Origin of the sequence: Sphingopyxis sp. NFH-91, from assembly GCF_021401285.1 — a bacterium.
GTDB classification, from domain to species: Bacteria; Pseudomonadota; Alphaproteobacteria; order Sphingomonadales; family Sphingomonadaceae; genus Sphingopyxis; species Sphingopyxis terrae_A.
The window spans coordinates 178,087-195,367 of sequence record NZ_JACBGA010000003.1; the positions used below are offsets into that span (position 1 = coordinate 178,087).

The 17,281-nt window shown below is 66.8% G+C and carries 13 protein-coding genes and 1 pseudogene; 7 read left to right on the top strand and 7 right to left on the bottom strand.

Annotated features, from left to right (window positions below; translation table 11 throughout):
- The first annotated feature begins 5 nt into the window (after positions 1-5).
- From L0963_RS09025 to L0963_RS09050, 6 genes and pseudogenes are all read left to right on the top strand, one after another.
- A complete protein-coding gene (locus tag L0963_RS09025) occupies positions 6-1,133 on the top strand; it encodes a glycosyltransferase (protein ID WP_062901158.1) in 1,128 nt (375 codons plus the stop codon).
- Positions 1,121-2,233 (top strand): hypothetical protein, encoded by a 1,113-nt coding sequence (locus tag L0963_RS09030; RefSeq protein WP_062901159.1) that lies wholly within the window; start codon positions 1,121-1,123, stop codon positions 2,231-2,233. The genes L0963_RS09025 and L0963_RS09030 overlap by 13 nt, the downstream gene beginning before the upstream one ends.
- Positions 2,234-2,285: 52 nt before the next feature.
- On the top strand, positions 2,286-3,548 hold the full coding sequence (gene coaBC / locus L0963_RS09035) for a bifunctional phosphopantothenoylcysteine decarboxylase/phosphopantothenate--cysteine ligase CoaBC (protein WP_234179249.1): 1,263 nt from the start codon (positions 2,286-2,288) through the stop codon (positions 3,546-3,548).
- Positions 3,511-3,972 (top strand): annotated as a pseudogene (gene dut, locus L0963_RS09040) (dUTP diphosphatase); the annotation flags it as partial. The gene coaBC and the pseudogene dut, both read left to right, overlap by 38 nt.
- A 105-nt stretch (positions 3,973-4,077) precedes the next feature.
- A complete protein-coding gene (locus L0963_RS09045) occupies positions 4,078-4,827 on the top strand; it encodes a HesA/MoeB/ThiF family protein (protein ID WP_186401263.1) in 750 nt (249 codons plus the stop codon).
- Complete coding sequence (locus L0963_RS09050; protein ID WP_234179251.1) at positions 4,806-5,180, top strand: DsrE family protein; 375 nt, start codon at positions 4,806-4,808, stop codon at positions 5,178-5,180. Before L0963_RS09045 ends, L0963_RS09050 begins: the two co-directional genes overlap by 22 nt.
- Here the strand turns inward: L0963_RS09050 and L0963_RS09055 are convergent.
- The 7 genes from L0963_RS09055 to L0963_RS09085 form a co-directional block, all read right to left on the bottom strand.
- A complete protein-coding gene (locus L0963_RS09055; protein ID WP_186401264.1) occupies positions 5,177-5,920 on the bottom strand; it encodes a class I SAM-dependent methyltransferase in 744 nt (247 codons plus the stop codon). The genes L0963_RS09050 and L0963_RS09055 overlap by 4 nt on opposite strands.
- Positions 5,920-7,047: a peptide chain release factor 2 gene (gene prfB, locus L0963_RS09060; protein ID WP_040590389.1), complete on the bottom strand. Its 1,128-nt coding sequence runs from the start codon at positions 7,045-7,047 to the stop codon at positions 5,920-5,922. Before prfB ends, L0963_RS09055 begins: the two co-directional genes overlap by 1 nt.
- Positions 7,048-7,108: 61 nt before the next feature.
- Entirely contained in the window at positions 7,109-9,625 is a 2,517-nt protein-coding gene (locus L0963_RS09065) for a penicillin-binding protein 1A (protein WP_234179253.1), read from the bottom strand.
- Positions 9,626-9,683: 58 nt separating this feature from the next.
- Positions 9,684-10,307 carry a TetR/AcrR family transcriptional regulator gene (locus L0963_RS09070; protein ID WP_186401266.1) on the bottom strand — a complete coding sequence of 208 codons (624 nt, stop codon included), beginning with the start codon at positions 10,305-10,307 and terminating at the stop codon, positions 9,684-9,686.
- Positions 10,304-11,449 (bottom strand): DSD1 family PLP-dependent enzyme, encoded by a 1,146-nt coding sequence (locus L0963_RS09075; protein WP_062901167.1) that lies wholly within the window; start codon positions 11,447-11,449, stop codon positions 10,304-10,306. Before L0963_RS09075 ends, L0963_RS09070 begins: the two co-directional genes overlap by 4 nt.
- Positions 11,446-12,714 (bottom strand): D-arabinono-1,4-lactone oxidase, encoded by a 1,269-nt coding sequence (locus tag L0963_RS09080; protein WP_062901168.1) that lies wholly within the window; start codon positions 12,712-12,714, stop codon positions 11,446-11,448. Before L0963_RS09080 ends, L0963_RS09075 begins: the two co-directional genes overlap by 4 nt.
- Positions 12,715-12,785: 71 nt before the next feature.
- The gene (locus L0963_RS09085; RefSeq protein WP_234179255.1) at positions 12,786-14,054 is read right to left on the bottom strand and encodes an N-acetylmuramoyl-L-alanine amidase; all 1,269 of its coding nucleotides are present in this window, start codon (positions 14,052-14,054) and stop codon (positions 12,786-12,788) included.
- A 602-nt stretch (positions 14,055-14,656) separates the two neighbouring features.
- Here L0963_RS09085 and L0963_RS09090 point away from each other — a divergent pair.
- Complete coding sequence (locus tag L0963_RS09090) at positions 14,657-17,275, top strand: Rne/Rng family ribonuclease (RefSeq protein WP_234179256.1); 2,619 nt, start codon at positions 14,657-14,659, stop codon at positions 17,273-17,275.
- The last annotated feature ends 6 nt before the right edge of the window (positions 17,276-17,281 follow it).

A 17,281-nucleotide genomic window follows, 5' to 3' on the forward strand; every position in this document is an offset into this window, starting at 1 on the left:
CCGATATGCACCACGAAACCGCCCTTGCCGACCCGATCGTGTCGGTTGACACCCTCCCGCTCGAAGTCGCGGTCGTCGTCCCGACGCTCAACGAGGCCGCCAATGTCGAGCGGCTGGTCGAGAAGCTGACGAACGTCCTTGCCGGTCGCGGCTGGGAAGTGCTGTTCGTCGACGATAATTCGCCCGACGGTACCAGCGACGTCGTGCGCCGCATTGCCCGCAACTCGCGCCACGTCCGCATCGTTCAGCGCGTCGGCCGCCGCGGCCTGTCGTCAGCGGTGATCGAAGGGGTGCTGGCGACGGCCGCTCCGGTGATCGCGGTGATGGACGGCGATCTTCAGCACAGCGAAGACGCGCTGCCGCGCCTGATCGACGCGGTGGCCTCGAACGACGCCGACATCGCCGTCGGCACCCGCTACGTCGATGGCGGCGGCGTCGGCGAATGGAGCGCGCTGCGCGTGTCGATGAGCCAGTTTGCGACAAAAATCGGCCAGATCGCGCTGCGCACCAAGGTGAGCGATCCGATGAGCGGCTTTTTCGCGATGCGCCGCGAAGCCTTCGACGCGGCGCTGCCACGCCTGTCGGCGATCGGCTTCAAGATACTGGCCGACATATTGGCGTCGTCGCCGACGCCGCTGCGCGTCGCCGAAATTCCCTATCAATTCCGCACCCGCGAAGCGGGCGAGAGCAAGATCGGCGCGCGCGTCATCGCCGAATATGCCGAACTGCTCGCCGAAAAGACGATCGGCCGCTTCGTGCCGGTCCGGCTGCTCAAATTCCTGATGGTCGGCGGACTGGGCGTCATCGTCCACCTGTCGGTGCTGTGGGCGCTGCTGACCGCCGGCAACAGTTTCATGATGGCGCAGACCGGAGCGGTCGTGACCGCGATCGCGTTCAATTTCTTCCTCAACAACAGCTTCACCTACGCCGACCGCAAGCTCAAGGGCTGGGCGGTGCTGGGCGGACTGGCGAGCTTCTATGCGATCTCGGCGGTCGGCGCGCTCGCCAATATCGGCATCGGCACCTGGCTCGCCGGGCAGAATGAGCGTTGGTGGGTCGCGGGCGTCGCCGGGGTCTTGGTAGGCGCGATCTGGAATTTCGCCATGTCTTCGGCGCTGACGTGGCGCAAATAGCGCCGACGGCCGCCACCGGCTGGAACCGCTTTTCGGCCATCCCGCGGCTTTGGGCCGCGGCCGTGCTGGTCCTGCTCGCCGCGCTGATGGTGGCCGGATGGAGCGGCGGCGTGGGCGGCAAGCGGGTACAGCCCGCCAAGCCCACATCGATGAAGTTCGAAGGCATGGTCGGCGATCATGCGCTGTACCTCAACATCCTGCGCAAGATGGAGGCGGGCCAATCCTATTATCCCGCCGCGACGGAAACGCAGCGCGCGCATCGCTATCCGCTGCATCCCTTCTTCACCGTACGCCTGCCCACCCAGGCCGAAATCATGGCGGTAATCGGCCTGCGCGGGTCGGTCGCGCTGCTGACGTTGACCGGTCTTGCGGCGTTTCTTCTGTGGCGAAAGCGGTTGATGGCCGGTGATCTGCCGCCTTATGCGCGCTTCGGTGCGTTCCTCATGGCGGTCAACATGTCGCAGATCGTATCGCGCCAATGGGTGCTGATGCACGAAGTGGTGGCGGGCGTGCTGATCGCGCTGGCGCTCGCCCTCTATCGCCCTGCCCGTCCCTGGCCGGCGATGGCGGTGATCGCGCTCGCGCTGGCGATGCGGGAAACGGTCCTGCCCGTGGCGATGTTGCTGGGCCTGTTCGCGCTGATCGACCGCGATTGGCGCGCCGCCACCGGCTGGCTTGGTATCGGACTGGGCTTCCTGGCCTTGATGGCATGGCATGCGACGACGCTGACCGCCTTCGTCCGTCCCGGCGATATGACCACCCCAGGCTGGAGCGGGATGGGGGGATGGCCCGCCTATCTGTCCTTCGTCCATGTATCATCGGTTTTCCGCTTTCTTCCGGCTTGGACGATGGTGCCGGTGGTGCCGCTGGCATTGCTCGGCTGGGCCGCATGGCGATCGCGGCTGGGCACGACGATGCTGATCGTCCAGCTCGGCTATGCAGCGATGCTGATGCTGTTCGCCCGCCCCAACAATTTTTACTGGGCGATGCTGATCGAACCGACATTGTTCGTGGGGCTGATCTTCGCGCCCGCCGCACTCCTTGCTCTGTACCGGTCGATCCGGGCGGTGCCGTCCCCAGTTTCCGTACCCGCGGTCTGAGCGGTCAGAATCTGCGTGGATCGCGGGCGCGGACATCCTATAGGATAGGGTCATGACCCATCGGCGTATCCTTCTGATCATCGGCGGCGGCATCGCCGCCTACAAGGCCATCGAGCTGGTGCGCCTGCTCCGCAAGGCCGGCCATAGCGTACGCTGCGTGCTGACGCGCGCGGGCGAGCAGTTCGTCACGCCGCTGACGCTCGCGGCCCTCTCTGAAAATAAAGTATATACATATCTTTTCGACCTGAAGGACGAGGTCGAGATGGGGCATATCCAGCTTTCACGCGAAGCCGACCTGGTCGTCGTTGCCCCCGCGACCGCTGACCTGCTGGCAAAGATGGCGGGGGGCATCGCCGACGATCTGGCGACAACCTTGCTGCTCGCGACCGACAAGCCAGTGCTCGCGGCGCCGGCTATGAACGTACGCATGTGGCTGCACCCCGCGACGCAGCGCAATGTCGCGACGCTGCGCGGCGACGGGGCGACGGTGATGGAGCCCGACGCGGGCGAAATGGCGTGCGGCGAATATGGCCCCGGCCGCTTGCCCGAGCCCGAAGCAATCAAGGCGGCGGTCGAGGCGGCGCTGGTACAAGGCACGGTTGTCCGACCGCTCGGCGGCCAGCCCGATTTCGCGCCGTCGCGCCACCGCCCGCTCTTTGGCCGACGCATCCTCGTCACCGCGGGACCGACCCACGAACCGATCGATCCCGTCCGCTACATCGCCAACCGGTCGAGCGGCAAGCAGGGCTTCGCGATCGCCGCAGCCGCCGCCGAAGCGGGCGCGGAGGTGCTGCTGGTCGCGGGACCGGTACCGCTGCCGACGCCGCCGGGCGTGATTCGCGTCGATGTCGAAACCGCGCGCGAAATGGCGGCCGAGGTCGAGGCGGGACTGCCCGTCGACGCCGCGATCATGGTCGCCGCAGTTGCCGACTGGCGCGCCGCCGACACATCGGCGCAGAAGATCAAGAAGGACGGCAGCGGCGAGGTGCCACCGCTCGCCCTGGCAGAAAATCCCGACATTCTGGCGAGCGTCGCGAAGAGCGCCAAGCGCCCGCCGCTGCTCGTCGGCTTCGCCGCCGAAACCAACGACGTGATCACCCATGCCCAGGCAAAGCTCGCCCGCAAGGGCTGCGACCTGATCGTCGCCAACGATGTGTCGGCGGACCCGATGGGCAGCGAGACGAACCGCGTTCATATCGTCAGCAAGGCTGGCGTCGAGAGTTGGGACCGGCTGCCCAAGGAAGCCGTCGCCCGCAAATTGATGGAAAAAATCGCCGATGAACTCGATACCCGCGTCCCGCTTGCCGATGATTGAGATCCGCCTCCAGCGCCTGCCCAACGGCGGCGGCCTGCCGGTTCCGGCCTATGCGAGCGACGGCGCCGCGGGGATGGACATCGTCGCGGCCGAGACGCTGACGCTGCGCCCCGGCGCGCGCCACGCGGTTGCGACCGGCTTCGCGATGGCGATTCCCGCAGGCTATGAGGTGCAGGTGCGCCCCCGCTCGGGCCTCGCACTCAAGCACGGCATCACCTGCCTCAACACGCCGGGGACGATCGACAGCGACTATCGCGGCGAGGTGAAGGTGATCCTCGCCAATCTCGGCGACGAGGTGTTCGAAATCAAACGCGGCGACCGCATCGCGCAGATCGTGCCCGCGCCCGTCCAGCGCGCGACCTTTGCCGAGGTGGAGACGCTCGACGAAACGGCGCGCGGCGCGGGCGGCTTCGGATCGACCGGGGTCGCGAGCGGCACGGCCGACGAACAGAGCGAAGGCGATCAGGATGCGCCCGCCAATGTCGGGTCGCTCACGGCGATGAAGATGCGGCGGCCGGGCGAATAGGTCTTGCTCAGCGCCGCCGAACTCGACCGCTATGCGCGCCAGATCATCCTGCCGCAGTTCGGCGGCGCGGGGCAGGCGAAGCTCAAGGCGGCGCATGTCGCGCTGATCGGCGCGGGCGGGATCGGCTGTCCGGCGATCACCTATCTGGCGGCAGCGGGGGTCGGCAGGCTGACGATCATCGACGATGATCGCGTCGAACTTTCCAATCTGCAGCGTCAGCCGCTGTTTACCGATGCCGACATCGGCCGTCCCAAGGCGGTCGTCGCGGCAGACGCCGCGCGGCGCATCAACCCCCATGTCGAAGCGGTGGCGGTCGAGGCGCGGCTCGATACGGGCAATGCCGAAGCGCTGCTGACCGATGCGAGGCTGATCCTAGACGGTTGCGACAATTTCGCCACCCGCCTCGCGGTCAACCGCGCGGCGGTCGCGCGCGAGATTCCGCTGCTCAGCGCCGCCATCGGCGCGTTCGAGGGACAGATCGCGCTCTATGAAGGCTGGCGCGGCGACAGCCCCTGCTACGCCTGTCTGGTCGGGGACGATCCCGACCGACCCGGCATCAACTGTGCCGAAGCGGGCGTGATGGGCGCGCTCGCCGGAATGGTCGGAACGATGGCCGCGCTCGAAGCGGTGCGCGCGCTGACCGGCTGGGGCCAGCCGCTGACCGGCCGCCTCGCCATCCTCGACATGCTCGATCGCCGCTGGCGCGAGGTCGGTGTCGCAAAGGAGCCGACATGTCCGATATGCAGCGCCTGAGCATCATCGTCGCGAGCTGTGACGGTGCGCGCTTCTATGCCGCGCTGGAGACAGGGATTGCTGCCGCGGCGCTCGGCCGCCCGGCCCGGCTGTTCCTGCAGGGCGAGGCGGCGGCGCTGCTGCGCACGCCCGTCACCTTTGCCGGCGACGGTGCGCGCGAGGCGGTTGGTCAGCCGGGGCTTGCCGCATTGATCGCCGAGGCGATGGCGATGGATGTTGACCTGTTCGTCTGTCAGTCGGGTATCGCGCTCGCGGGCATGACGGCGAACGACCTGGTGCCGCAGGTGCGCTCCGCCGGCCTCGTCAGCTTCCTTGCCGACGCGCGCGCCGACGACAGGCTGCTGGTCTATTAGGGGTTCTTGCAGACCTTGATGGCTGTAGGCGCTGGGCGCTGACCGTCGGGTACAAAGCGCGCGAGATAGCCGCCCGCATGTGCCTTGTCGTCATAGGACAGAAGCTTGAAACCCACCGCCTCGAATTCGCAGACGAGCAGGCGAAAGGGTGTCCCATGCTGGGCGATCGGACGATCGCCGTCGACGACGATCACCTGCCCGTCCTGGCGCAGCGCCGGTCGCAGGCGCCACAGAAAGGCATAGGGCTCGCCGATCTCGTGATACATATGGACCATGAACACGCGGTCGAAGCTGGCCGCGGGCAGGCGCGGATCGTCGACCGCACCAAGTTTGAGCGAGACATTGTCGAGCCGTTCGCGCGCGACACGGTCGGCGAGCCGCTCGATCACTTCGGGCTGGATATCCTGCGCCAGCACGCGGCCCGACTGGCCGACCCGCGGCGCGAGCCGCACGGTATAATAGCCGTCGCCGGCGCCGATATCGGCCACCGTCATGCCGGGGCGCACGTCGGCCGAATCCATGATGTCGTCAGCTTCGTTGACGCGGTCCCGCGCCTCTTCGGTCGACCATTTGGTCGAGGTGATCGGCGCGACCGGACGGTCAGCAGGCGGAAAGTCGCGCGCGGTTTCGGGGCGGTCGCTATTCTCGCTCCACGGCGCCTTGCATCCCCCGAGCAGCGACAGCGCGGCCAGCGCGGCGAACAGCGGCAGCGCCGCAGGCCGGGCCGCGCGGCGGCGCATCAGTCGATATCCTCCACCTCGACCTTTTCGCCTGTCACCTTCTGCGACAGCGCCGCTGCCATGAAGGGGTCGAGCGCGCCGTCGAGCACGTCGGAGGGCGCAGTCGAGGTCACGCCGGTGCGCAAATCCTTCACCAGCTGATAGGGCTGGAGGACATAGGAGCGGATCTGGTGACCCCAGCCGATTTCGGTCTTGGCCTGATATTCGCCCGAAGCCGCGGCTTCGCGCTTCTGGAGCTCCGCCTCGTACATTCGCGCCTTCAGCATCCCCATCGCGGTCGCGCGGTTCTTGTGCTGCGACCGGTCGTTCTGGCTGGCGACGACGATGCCGGTCGGGATGTGCGTGATACGCACCGCCGAATCGGTCGTGTTGACGTGCTGCCCGCCCGCGCCCGACGCACGATAGGTGTCGATCTTGAGGTCGCCTTCGTTGATCTCGATCTCGATATTGTCGTCGATCACCGGATAGACCCAGACGCTGGAAAAGCTGGTGTGGCGGCGCGCCGAGCTGTCGTAGGGCGAAATGCGGACGAGGCGGTGAACGCCGCTCTCGGTCTTGGCATAGCCATAGGCATTCTCGCCCTTGACCAGCATCGTCGCCGATTTGATGCCCGCCTGTTCGCCCGCCTGATATTCGATCAGTTCGACCTTCATGCCGCGCTTTTCGGCCCAGCGCATATACATACGCTGCAACATTTCGGCCCAGTCCTGGCTTTCGGTGCCGCCCGCGCCGGCGTGAACCTCGATATAGCAGTCATAGCTGTCGGCTTCGCCCGCGAGCAGCGCCTTGATCTTGTCCTCTTCGGCGCGCGCCGCCAGCGTGGCGAGCGACTGCACCGCGTCATCGACCAGCGCCTCGTCGCCCTCCATCTCGGCAAGTTCGATCAGTTCGACCGTATCGCCCATCTCCTTTTCGATCGACCGCGTCGCGGTGATCGCCTCGTCGAGACGGCGGCGCTCGCGCATGACATCCTGCGCCGCCTTGGGATTGTCCCAAAGCGTCGGGTCCTCGACCTTCGCATTAAGTTCGTCGAGGCGGCGCACCGCGCGGTCCCAGTCGAGGAAACGGCGCAAGAGCGCCAGCGCGGCGTTGATGGTATCGACATGATCCTGCGCTTCGGCGCGCATGGTCTTTGCTCCTGAAACTGTAGGCGACGGCCATAGTGGCTCCGCCGCGCGAGGCAAGCCGTCAGATGATACCGCCGCGGTCGTCGAGGAAGTCGGCGTCGCTGCGCCGGCCATTGCCTTCCTGCACCGGGGCATCGGGTCGCTTGGCGGAGGCGGCAGGCTTGATCTCTTCTTCGCGGATCGTCCGGCGCGGTTCGCTTTCGGGCTTAAAGGCTTCCCAGATGATCGCCGCCTTGGGATCGGTCCCCGGCCACGCGCCATAGACGCGGCGGCCCGACTGGCGGTCGATGCGCACCATGCGGATATTCTTCGGCGCAATGAACGGCACCGGCGGCCGGTCGGTCAGCGATTCGAGGAAGAATTGCTTGAATACCGGCGCGGCGAGGCTGCCGCCCTGCGCATAGCCGCCCATGCTGCGCGGCTGGTCATAGCCCATGTAGAGGCCGGCGACGACGTCGGGGGTGCCGCCGACGAACCAGACGTCGGTCGGGCCGGTGGTCGTCCCCGTCTTGCCGAACAGCGGCACGTTCAGATCGCGCAGCACCTGCGCGGTCCCGCGCTGAACGACGCCTTCGAGCATATGGACGACCTGATAGGCGGTCATCGGGTCCATCAGCTGCTTGCCCGACGGCGTGAAGCGCGGCATCGGCTTGCCATCCCAATCGTCGCTGTTGCACCCCTCGCAGGGCCTCCAGTTCTTGGGAAAGATCACCTTGCCGCGGCGATCCTGGACATAGTCGATCAGTCGCGGCTTGAGCTCGCGGCCGTGGTTGGCGAGCATCGAAAAGGCGTTGACCATCTTTTCGACCGTCGTCGACCCGGCGCCGAGCGCGGTCGACAGATAGGGTTCGTGCGTCCCGATCCCCATCGTCTTGATCGTTTCGACGATCGGTTCCATCCCGATCTGGCTCGCCGTCCTGACCGTCATCAGATTGCGCGACTGCTCAAGGCCCCAGCGCATCGTATGTTCGCCGCTGCCGCTCGCGCCGCCGAAGTTGCGGAAGCATTTGTTGCCGAAGCGCGCGCCCTGATAGACGCAGAAGGGGCCGTCGACGATCAGCGTCGCGGGGGTCATGCCATTGTCGAGTGCCGTCGCATAGACGAAGGGCTTGATCGTCGACCCCGGCTGGCGTTCGGCCTGGGTCGCCCGATTGAACGGCGACAGGCGAACGTCGAACCCGCCCTGCATCGCATAGATGCGGCCCGAATGGGGGCTTTCGACGACCATGCCGCCCGACACTTCGGGGATGTTCTTCAGCGTATAGACGCCGGGCCCGGTCGCCTTGACCGCGATCAGGTCACCCGGACGCATCGCCGAAAAGGCGCTGCCGCCCGTCTTGCGATAGCCCATGCTCGCGGCACCGGCGGGCAGGCGCCCCTCTTCGCCGTCGGCAAAGCCGATGCGCGCCTCGCCGGCCGTTTTGGCGAGCACCGCGGCAACGCGCCAATTGTCGTAGTCGATGCCGATGAAGCTCGACGCGAGGCGGCTGCGCCATTTGTCGTCGGCCTCGATCCGCGCGATCGGTCCCGACCAGCCCTTGCCGGTGTCGTAGCGGACGAGGCCGCGGCGCAGCGCGCCGGTCGCGGCCTGCTGCATCTTGTCGTCATAAGGGGTGCGCACCCAAAGCCCGCCGCCATAAACGCTGAGCGGGCCGTCCTCGGGGGTCTCGCCGAACTGGTCGATCAGCTGGCGGCGCACCTCTTCCATATAATAGCCGCCGACCTGCGCGACCGCCTTGTTGCCCGTTTCAGAGAGGCCGAGCGGCATCGCCTGCGCGGCGTCGCGCTGCGCCGCGGTGATCCAGCCGTTGCGGAACATTTCGGAGAGCACGAAATTGCGCCGCGCGATCGCCTTGTCGGTATTGCGCGCGCGGCCATAGGTTTCGGGTGCCTTGGGCAAAATGGCGAGGAAGGCCATTTCGTGAAGCGCGAGCTGGTCGACATCCTTGTCGAAGTAGGCGCGCGCGGCCGCTTGGACGCCGAAGCTGCGGCGGCCGAGCGGAATTTCGTTCAGATACAGTTCGAGGATCTGCTGCTTCGTAAGCGCCGCCTCGATCCGCTTGGCGAGGATCGCCTCGCGAATCTTGCGGGTATAGCTGACCTCGCCCGTCAGCAGCAGATTCTTCGCCACCTGCTGCGTGATCGTCGAGGCACCGACCGGGCGGCCGTCGCGCTTCAGATTGGTCAGGATCGCGGTCGCGATGCCGGGATAGTCGATCCCGCCATGTTCGAAAAAGGTGCGATCCTCGGCCGCGAGAAAGGCGCGGACGAGAAGCTGGGGATATTCGGCATATTCCAGCTGGACGCGGCGCTCGCGTGCATAGCTGTGGACGGGCTTGCCCTCGCCGTCGCGCACCATCGTCGGCAGCGGCGGCTGATAGTCGCGAAGCTGGTCGACCGAAGGCAGGTTACGGGCGAAAATCGTCCACAGCAGCGCCAGTGCGGCCACGCCCGCCAGCGCCAGATAGCCGAGCCAGCGGAACCAGCGCCGCGTCCACATCTGCCGGAACCAGCCAATGACGGCGTTGCTGTCGCGACGCAGGCGGTAACGGAAGTGGGACGTGCTGTCGGCGACCATGATTGGCTTGCCTCTAAAGCCTGCTTCGCCGAAAGGGAAGCGGCTTGCGCCCGGACGGTCAGCCGTCCGTCGCGAGATCCTGGAGCGACGCCTTTAGCAGACGCGCAGCGTCGGCGAGCACCGCATCGGCGGCGACCCGATCTTCCTCATAGAGCATCTCGTCGGCGGCGAAGCCGATCTCGACCGCGAGGCGCAGCCGCCGCCAACAAGTCTCGCGCGGCACGCCGACGAGCCAGGGCAGACATGCATCGGTCAGCCGGTCGGTGACGTGGCGATGCGATTCGAGCCGGACATGGACGAGTCGCGGGGTCGCGTGGAGCGCGCGCAAGGTCCACACCGCGCCCGGCTCGGCGCGCGTTACCGTGGCGGTTTTGGCGAGCAGTTCGCCGATATGATCGGCCATTGCCGCGATGCCGCCGCTCCGGTGCCGCTCGATCCACGCCTCCAGCACTGCATTCTGCCGCTCCATCAGCCGGCGGCCCAACGCTTCGAGAACCGCATATTTGTCGCCGAAATAGCGATAGAGTGCGGGCGGGCTCAGCCCTGCCTCGGCGGCGATCCGGTTGGTCGAAATGCGTTCGATGCCCTCTTCGGCGAGGAGCAGGCCCGCGACATCGAGCAGCCTGTCATAGGTGGCGCGCGCGCGGTCCTGCTTCGGCGGCGCCTTCGCCGCGACGCTCATCGCGCGCGCCCGCGCGCACTGACCGGCCAGATGGCGACGAGCGTGTCGCCTGCGACGACATGATAATGGTCATAGAGATTGACGGTCGGGTCGCAGTGCGGGACGGTCAGCGTCACCGGATCGCCCGGCGCCATCCGTTCGCCGATGCCGGGCGCGACCAGCGCCGCATGTTCGTCGCCCATGAAGGCGAAGAAGCTGTCCGTGGGCGCGCCGCGCCGCACCACGGCGACCCCGCCGTCGGTCGACAGCGATTTGAACCCCGCGTCGATGGTGACAAGGCCGCTATGATTGGCGCTGACGACGCGCGCATCGACACCGAGCGCAACCTCGAACGGCGGCGCGCCGTCGCCGGTCAGATCGCAGTCGCAATATTGCTTGTCCATGAAGACGTAGGAGCCCGCCTGCAGCTCGGTAAAGACGCCGAGGTCGAGGTCGATATGGTGCGTTCCGGTCCCCGAGCCGCTGACGATTTCCGCCGCGAAGCCCGCGTCGGCAAGCGCGGCGAGGGCCGTCTTCAGATAATCGGTGCGCTCGGCGATCGCGGCGCGGCGCTCGGCATAATCCTCGATATGTTGCTGCGACCCGCAATAATATTGGACGCCGCGCCAGCGCAGCGTCGGCAGCGCGGCGATGGCGCGGGCAAGGTCGACGGCCTTTTCGGGCGAGGCGACCCCGGTGCGCGCGATACCGGGATCGATGTCGATCAGCACGTCGAGCGTCGCGCCTTGGACCGCAAGCGCGGCATCGATCCGCTCCGCAACATCGGGATGATCGACCGTCGCCATCAGCAGGTCCGCGCGCGTGGCCAGCGCCGCAAGCCGCTCGATCGCGCGCGGCGCGGCGACCGGCGAGGTGATGAGGATGCCGGTGATGCCGCCGTCGGCGAGTGCCTCCGCTTCGCCGATCTTCGCGCAGCAGACCCCGGCGGCGCCCGCTGCAAGCTGGCGCTTCGCGATATCGACGCTCTTGTGGGTCTTGGCATGGGGCCTCAGACCAATACCGCGCGCGGCGGCCAGCCCGGCCATCGCCGCAATATTGCGGTCGAGCGCCTCGATATCGAGGACGAGTACCGGCGTATTGAGGTCGGCGCGCGACCCCTGCCGACCGACAAGATGGGCGTGCAGGGTCAGATCGTCGCTCATGAAAACAGCGCCTCCAGATGCGGGTTCAGAAATTTGCCGTGGGGATCGGCAGCACGGCGGACCGCGCGATAGCGCTCGGCCATCGGATAAAGCGCATCGACATCGGCGCGCGTCAATGTGTGGCGCTTCGCCCAATGCGGCCGCCCCCCATGCGCCCGAAAAATCGCTTCGGCGCCAGCAAAATGATCAGCCCATGGCATTTTTGCATATTGATGCATCGAGATCGCAGCGACCGGCCCCGCGTTCATCGGGCTCATCCAGATATCGTCGGCGGCGACGGTGCGATATTCAAAGGGAAAGGTCACGGGCAAACGCCGGGCGCGAATCCAGCCGATCACCGCGTCGAGCGCGGCGAGGCCGACGGCGCGCGGCAGTTCATATTCCATTTCCTCGAAGCGGATCGTGCGGTCGGACGGAAAGATGCTGTGCGCGGGCCCGCGACGCTCGCCATCGAAGCGCGTCTTCATCATCGCGCGCTGGAGCAGCGGGGTCAGAAAAGGCGCGAAGGCCGCGACGTCGAGCGCGCGGCGGAAAGCGCTTTCGTCGACATCGCTCGTCGAGCGGGGCGGATCGCACGGGTCGCACGGCGTCAACGTCTTCAGGATCACATGTTCGGCGTGCGGAAAAATCCAGAATTCGATGTGGCGGTGCTGCTCGGCAAGCTCGTCGTAGCTTTCGCGGATTTCGTCCCAGCGCCTTTTCTCGATCTGTTCGACCAGATGAAAGGCGGGGACGACGGCGACCTCGATCTCGGTCGCGATGCCGAACAGCCCGAGCGACAGCCGCTGGGCCGCGAATAGATCGGAGTTTTCCTGCGCGTCGCACCAGCGCGCCGCGCCGTCGGCGCCGATTAGCCGGAAGCCGCGTGCAAAGGTTGACAGCGAGCCGAGATCGACGCCGGTCCCGTGCGTGCCCGTCGCCATCGCGCCCGCCAGCGCCTGCGGATTGACATCGCCCTGGTTGGCGAGCGCAAGGCCGTGCTGCCACAACGCCTCGGTCAGCCGCTTGATGCTCCATCCTGCCGGGATGCGCGCGGTCTGACGATCAGGGGCGATACTGAGCTCGCCCGCCATCGCGTCGAGGCTCACGATCAGTTCGTCCGACTGGCATAGCGGCATGAAGCTGTGCCCGGCGCCGACCGCGCGCACCTTGGCGGCCTCGCGCACCAGCGCGGAAAGCGCCGCCTCGTCCGTCGGTCGCGCCACCGTTGCCGGGGCACGGACGCTACCCGACCAGTTGCTCCATCCTGCCTCCGCCGTCGCCATGTCGCTCTCCCGCCGCGAACCGGGCGAAAGCTGCGCGCACGTCAAAAGTTAGTCAAGACTAACTTTCTGGTTCAGCGGCCGACTGCGGCGATCTGCCGCGCAAAATGAAGCTGGATGGCATCGCGGACGCCCCGCGCAACCTTCTTCTGCCCCGCCGCCGAGGCGAGAAATTCCGCATCCTCCTTATTTGAGATGAAGCCGGTTTCGAACAGGATCGACGGCGTATCGGGGGCCTTCAGCACGACGAAGGATGCAAAACGGTGCGCGGTGGTGCGGAAGGTGACATCGTCCGCCGCCTCACGCTCGAGCAGACGGGCGAAGTCCGACGCGACATTCATCGTCTCGCGCTGCGTCAGGTCAAGCAGGATCGACGAGACTTCGCCGCTGTGCGCGCCCAGGTCGACGCCGTTGATGATATTCGCCTTGTTCTCGCGCGCCGCAAGCCGAGCCGCCTCGCGGTCGGAGGCGACTTCGGACAGCGTATAGACCGACGCGCCATGCGCCTCTTCATTCTCGGCCGCGTCGGCATGGATCGAAATGAACAGATCGGCCTTCAGCCGCCGCGCGATGCCATAGCGTTCCTCGAGCACCAGAAAGCGGTCGTCCGAGCGCGTGAGCGCAACGCGGACGCGGCCGCTGGCGACCAGATCGTCGCGAATCGCGCGCGCGATCCCCAGCGTGATATCCTTTTCGCGCTTGCCGCTGTGCGGCGAAATCGCGCCCGGATCGTGCCCGCCATGGCCGGCGTCGATGACGACAAGCGGCAGGCGCGGATTATTCGGCCCTTCGATCTTGGGCAGCGCCGGCGCCGGCTTGGGCGCGCCGATCGGCACGGTGACGCTGTAGCGCTTTTCGGGCGGCTTGGCGCGAAAGTTGAGCGGCGGCTGCCATTCGGTGCGCGGCGTCTTGGCGGCGCGTTCGAACTCGTCGGCCGAGACGGGACGCAGGCGCAGCGAAAGGCTGCGCCCGTCGGCGGCGAAGCGCGCGTCGGTGACCACCGCGGGCCGCGCCAGATCGAGCACGACGCGCGCCGTGTCGGCGGCCGGCCGCCCCTGGCGCACCGCGCTGACAAGCCCGCTGCCCTGCGGCGAACGGCCAGGATCGGCACCCAGAATGTCGAGCGCGATGCGGTCGGGTCCGGCGAGGACGAAGGCCGACGCGCCCGCGACGACGTCGGCAAAGCGCAGCGTCACCTCGCGGTCACCGATTTCGACCGCGCGAATATCGCCCGCGATCGCCGCCGGTATCGACAGGATCGTCACGATCAGGACAAGGATCAGGCCCATCACCCGGTTATGCCGCCCCCGGCGCGCGATGGTCCAGCGCTTATTCGAAAACATGAGCGCTCCGGCCGCAAAAAAGGATGAACCAGCCATTAGCCATCGCCCGTCAAATCGCGGTCAACCGGCACGGTTAACAGGCTATTCAGTATGAATTACGCGAAACGCCTTGTCGGCGCGCGCGAACATTCCCATGTGACTGCCGTGCTTTGGGTTGCCGTTGGTCCGTGCCGATGCTAGCACCCGACACACTGACGGTGTCCGACCCGATCCCGTCCGGCCTTTTGAGGGGAAAGGCTGACCCGCGCGATTCGCGGTTCATGGCCTCCCTGGCGCCGGACATGCGGGGAAAGGCATATCCGTCAGTCCACCCGGATGACCGGGCGGCGGCCGACCCCATTCCAGCGTCGCCTGCCATAACGGTCACCCCGTAACAGGTTGATGCCGTATGAGGCTTGCCATGCCCTCTTCCCATGCCGACGCAGTCGCATTTGCGCGGCGCGTCGACGTGACGGAAGACCGCATGCGCGTCCAGGACCGGACGCGGGCCACGCGCGGCAATAACGTCTTTTTCCGTTTGAACCCTATCGACCGCAGCCGCCCTCCACGGGCGGCGGCGGCCTTTTTGTTTGGCGCGCTGCGGCGCGCCTGGAGTAATAATAATGACCACGCGCATGTTGATCGACGCGCGGCACCGGGAAGAAACCCGGGTCGCCGTCACCAAGGGAAACCGCATCGAGGAGTTTGATTTCGAGTCCGCCGAGCACAAGCAGCTCAAGGGCAATATCTATCTGGCCAAGGTAACCCGCGTCGAACCGTCGCTGCAGGCGGCGTTCGTCGAATATGGTGGCAATCGCCACGGCTTCCTGGCCTTCAGCGAAATCCACCCCGACTATTACCAGATCCCGAAGGAAGACCGCGAAGCGTTGCTGCGCGAAGAGGCGGAGCATGCCGCCGAAGCCGCGATGCGCGCCGAGGAAGATCTCGACGAGCTGGAAGGCGATGTGGCCGATGTCGACGAGCCCGGCGACGATGACGCCGCCGTTGCCGCCCCCCAAACCATCGGCGAGGACAGCGACGATGATGGCCGCGAAGATTCCGCGGACGACGCCGACGGCGAAGATGGCGAAGAATCGCGCGACGATCGCGACGACAAGGGTCGCCGGGGCCGCGGGCGTGGCCGGGGGCGCAAGGGCGGCCGCGGACGCGGACGCCGCGACGAGGACGAAAATGGCGAAAGCCGCATGTCGCTGCGCCGCAAGTACAAGATTCAGGACGTCATCCGTCGCCGCCAGGTGATGCTGGTGCAGGTCGTCAAGGAAGAGCGCGGCAACAAGGGTGCGGCGCTGACCACCTATCTGTCGCTGGCCGGCCGCTACTGCGTGCTGATGCCCAACACGATGCACGGCGGCGGGATCAGCCGCAAGATTTCGAATGGCGCCGATCGCCGCAAATTGAAGGCGATGATCGACGAGCTCAACCTGCCGCCGTCGATGGGCTGCATCGTCCGCACCGCGGGGATGAGCCGCACCAAGACCGAGATCAAGCGCGACTTCGACTATCTCGCCCGGCTTTGGGACGAGATCCGCGAAAAGACGCTGGGGTCGAGCGCGCCGGCGCTGATCCATTCGGACAGCGACCTTGTGAAGCGTGCGATCCGCGACATCTATCACCGCGACATCGAGGAAGTGCTCGTCGAGGGCGAAGAGGGCTATAAGGCGGCGAAGCAGTTCATGAAGCTGCTGATGCCCAGCCACGCCCGGCGCGTGAAGCAATATGCCGACCCCGTTTCGCTGTATCAGCGCTATGGCGTCGAGGATCAGCTTGCGGGGATGCTCAATCCCGTCGTCCAGTTGAAATCGGGCGGCTATCTGGTCATCAACCCGACCGAGGCGCTGGTGTCGATCGACATCAACTCGGGGCGCTCGACGCGCGAGCATAATATCGAGCAGACCGCACTCAGCACCAACCTCGAGGCAGCGCACGAAATCGCCCGCCAGCTCCGCCTGCGCGACATGGCGGGCCTGATCGTCATCGACTTCATCGACATGGATCATGGCTCGAACGTCCGCAAGGTCGAGCGCGCGATGAAGGATGCGCTCAAGAATGACCGCGCGCGCATCCAGGTCGGCCGCATCTCGGGCTTCGGCCTGATGGAAATGAGCCGCCAGCGGCTGCGCACCGGCGTGCTCGAAGCGTCGACGCGACCCTGCCCGCATTGCGAAGGCACCGGCCTCGTCCGCACCGCATCGTCGGCGGGTCTCAGCGCGCTGCGCCTGATCGAAGAGGAAGCCGCACGTGGCAAGGGCAGCAAGATAATCCTGCGCGCGAGCCAGGAAGCAACCTTCTATCTGCTCAACGAAAAGCGCCGCGAACTGCGCGATATCGAGGATCTGTACGGCGTCAGCGTCGAAATCCTGCCCGACGGCGAAACCGAAGGCGCGCGCATGGCGATCGAGGTCGGCGGCCCACCGCCCGTTCAGCGCCGCAGCTTCGCCCCGATCGCGCCGATCGAGGATGATGATGACGACGATATCGTCGACGAAGAGGATATCGAAGAAGAGGAAGAAGAAGCCGAACGCCCCGCGCGCCGCGAACGCGAGCGTGAAGAGGGCGATGCCGATGGCGAAGGCGGACGCAACAAGCGCCGCCGGCGTCGCCGCCGCGGTCGTCGCGGTCGCCGCGATGACGAGGGCAACGAAACCGCCGAGGGCGAAACGGCTTCCGAAGAGGCCGAGGACGGCGACGACGAAGCCGGCGCCGATGGTGCGGTCGAAACCGTAGCCGCCGAAGCGAGCGAGGAAGGCGAAGCCAAGCCGCGTCGTCGCCGCGGTGGCCGCGGTCGCAAGAAGGTCGAGGCCGAAGCCGAAGCAGGCGACGCGGACACGACCGCGCCCGAACCGGAAGCCGTCGAAGCTCCCGCCCCCGAAATGCCGCCGGCTGACGAAAAGCCGAAGCGCAAGCGCGCGCCGCGCAAGACCAAGGCGGCGATCGCTGCCGAAGCGGCCGCTGCCGAAGCGAGCAGCGAAGCGCCCGACGCTCCTGTCGCCGAAGTGCCGGTAGAGGAGGCGGAACCTGCCAAGCCTGCGCCGAAGAAGCGCGCCAGCCGCAGCAAGAAGGCGGCCGCCGCCGAGGCGCAGCCCGCCGAAGCGACGGCAAGCGCACCGCAGGGCGATGCGGCGGACGAAGCCGTCTCCGTCCCCGCCGAGGCCGATGCCGACGGCGGCGCCCCAGCGGGCGAACCCCGCCGAGGCTGGTGGCAGCGCACCTTCGGCAACTGACGCGCC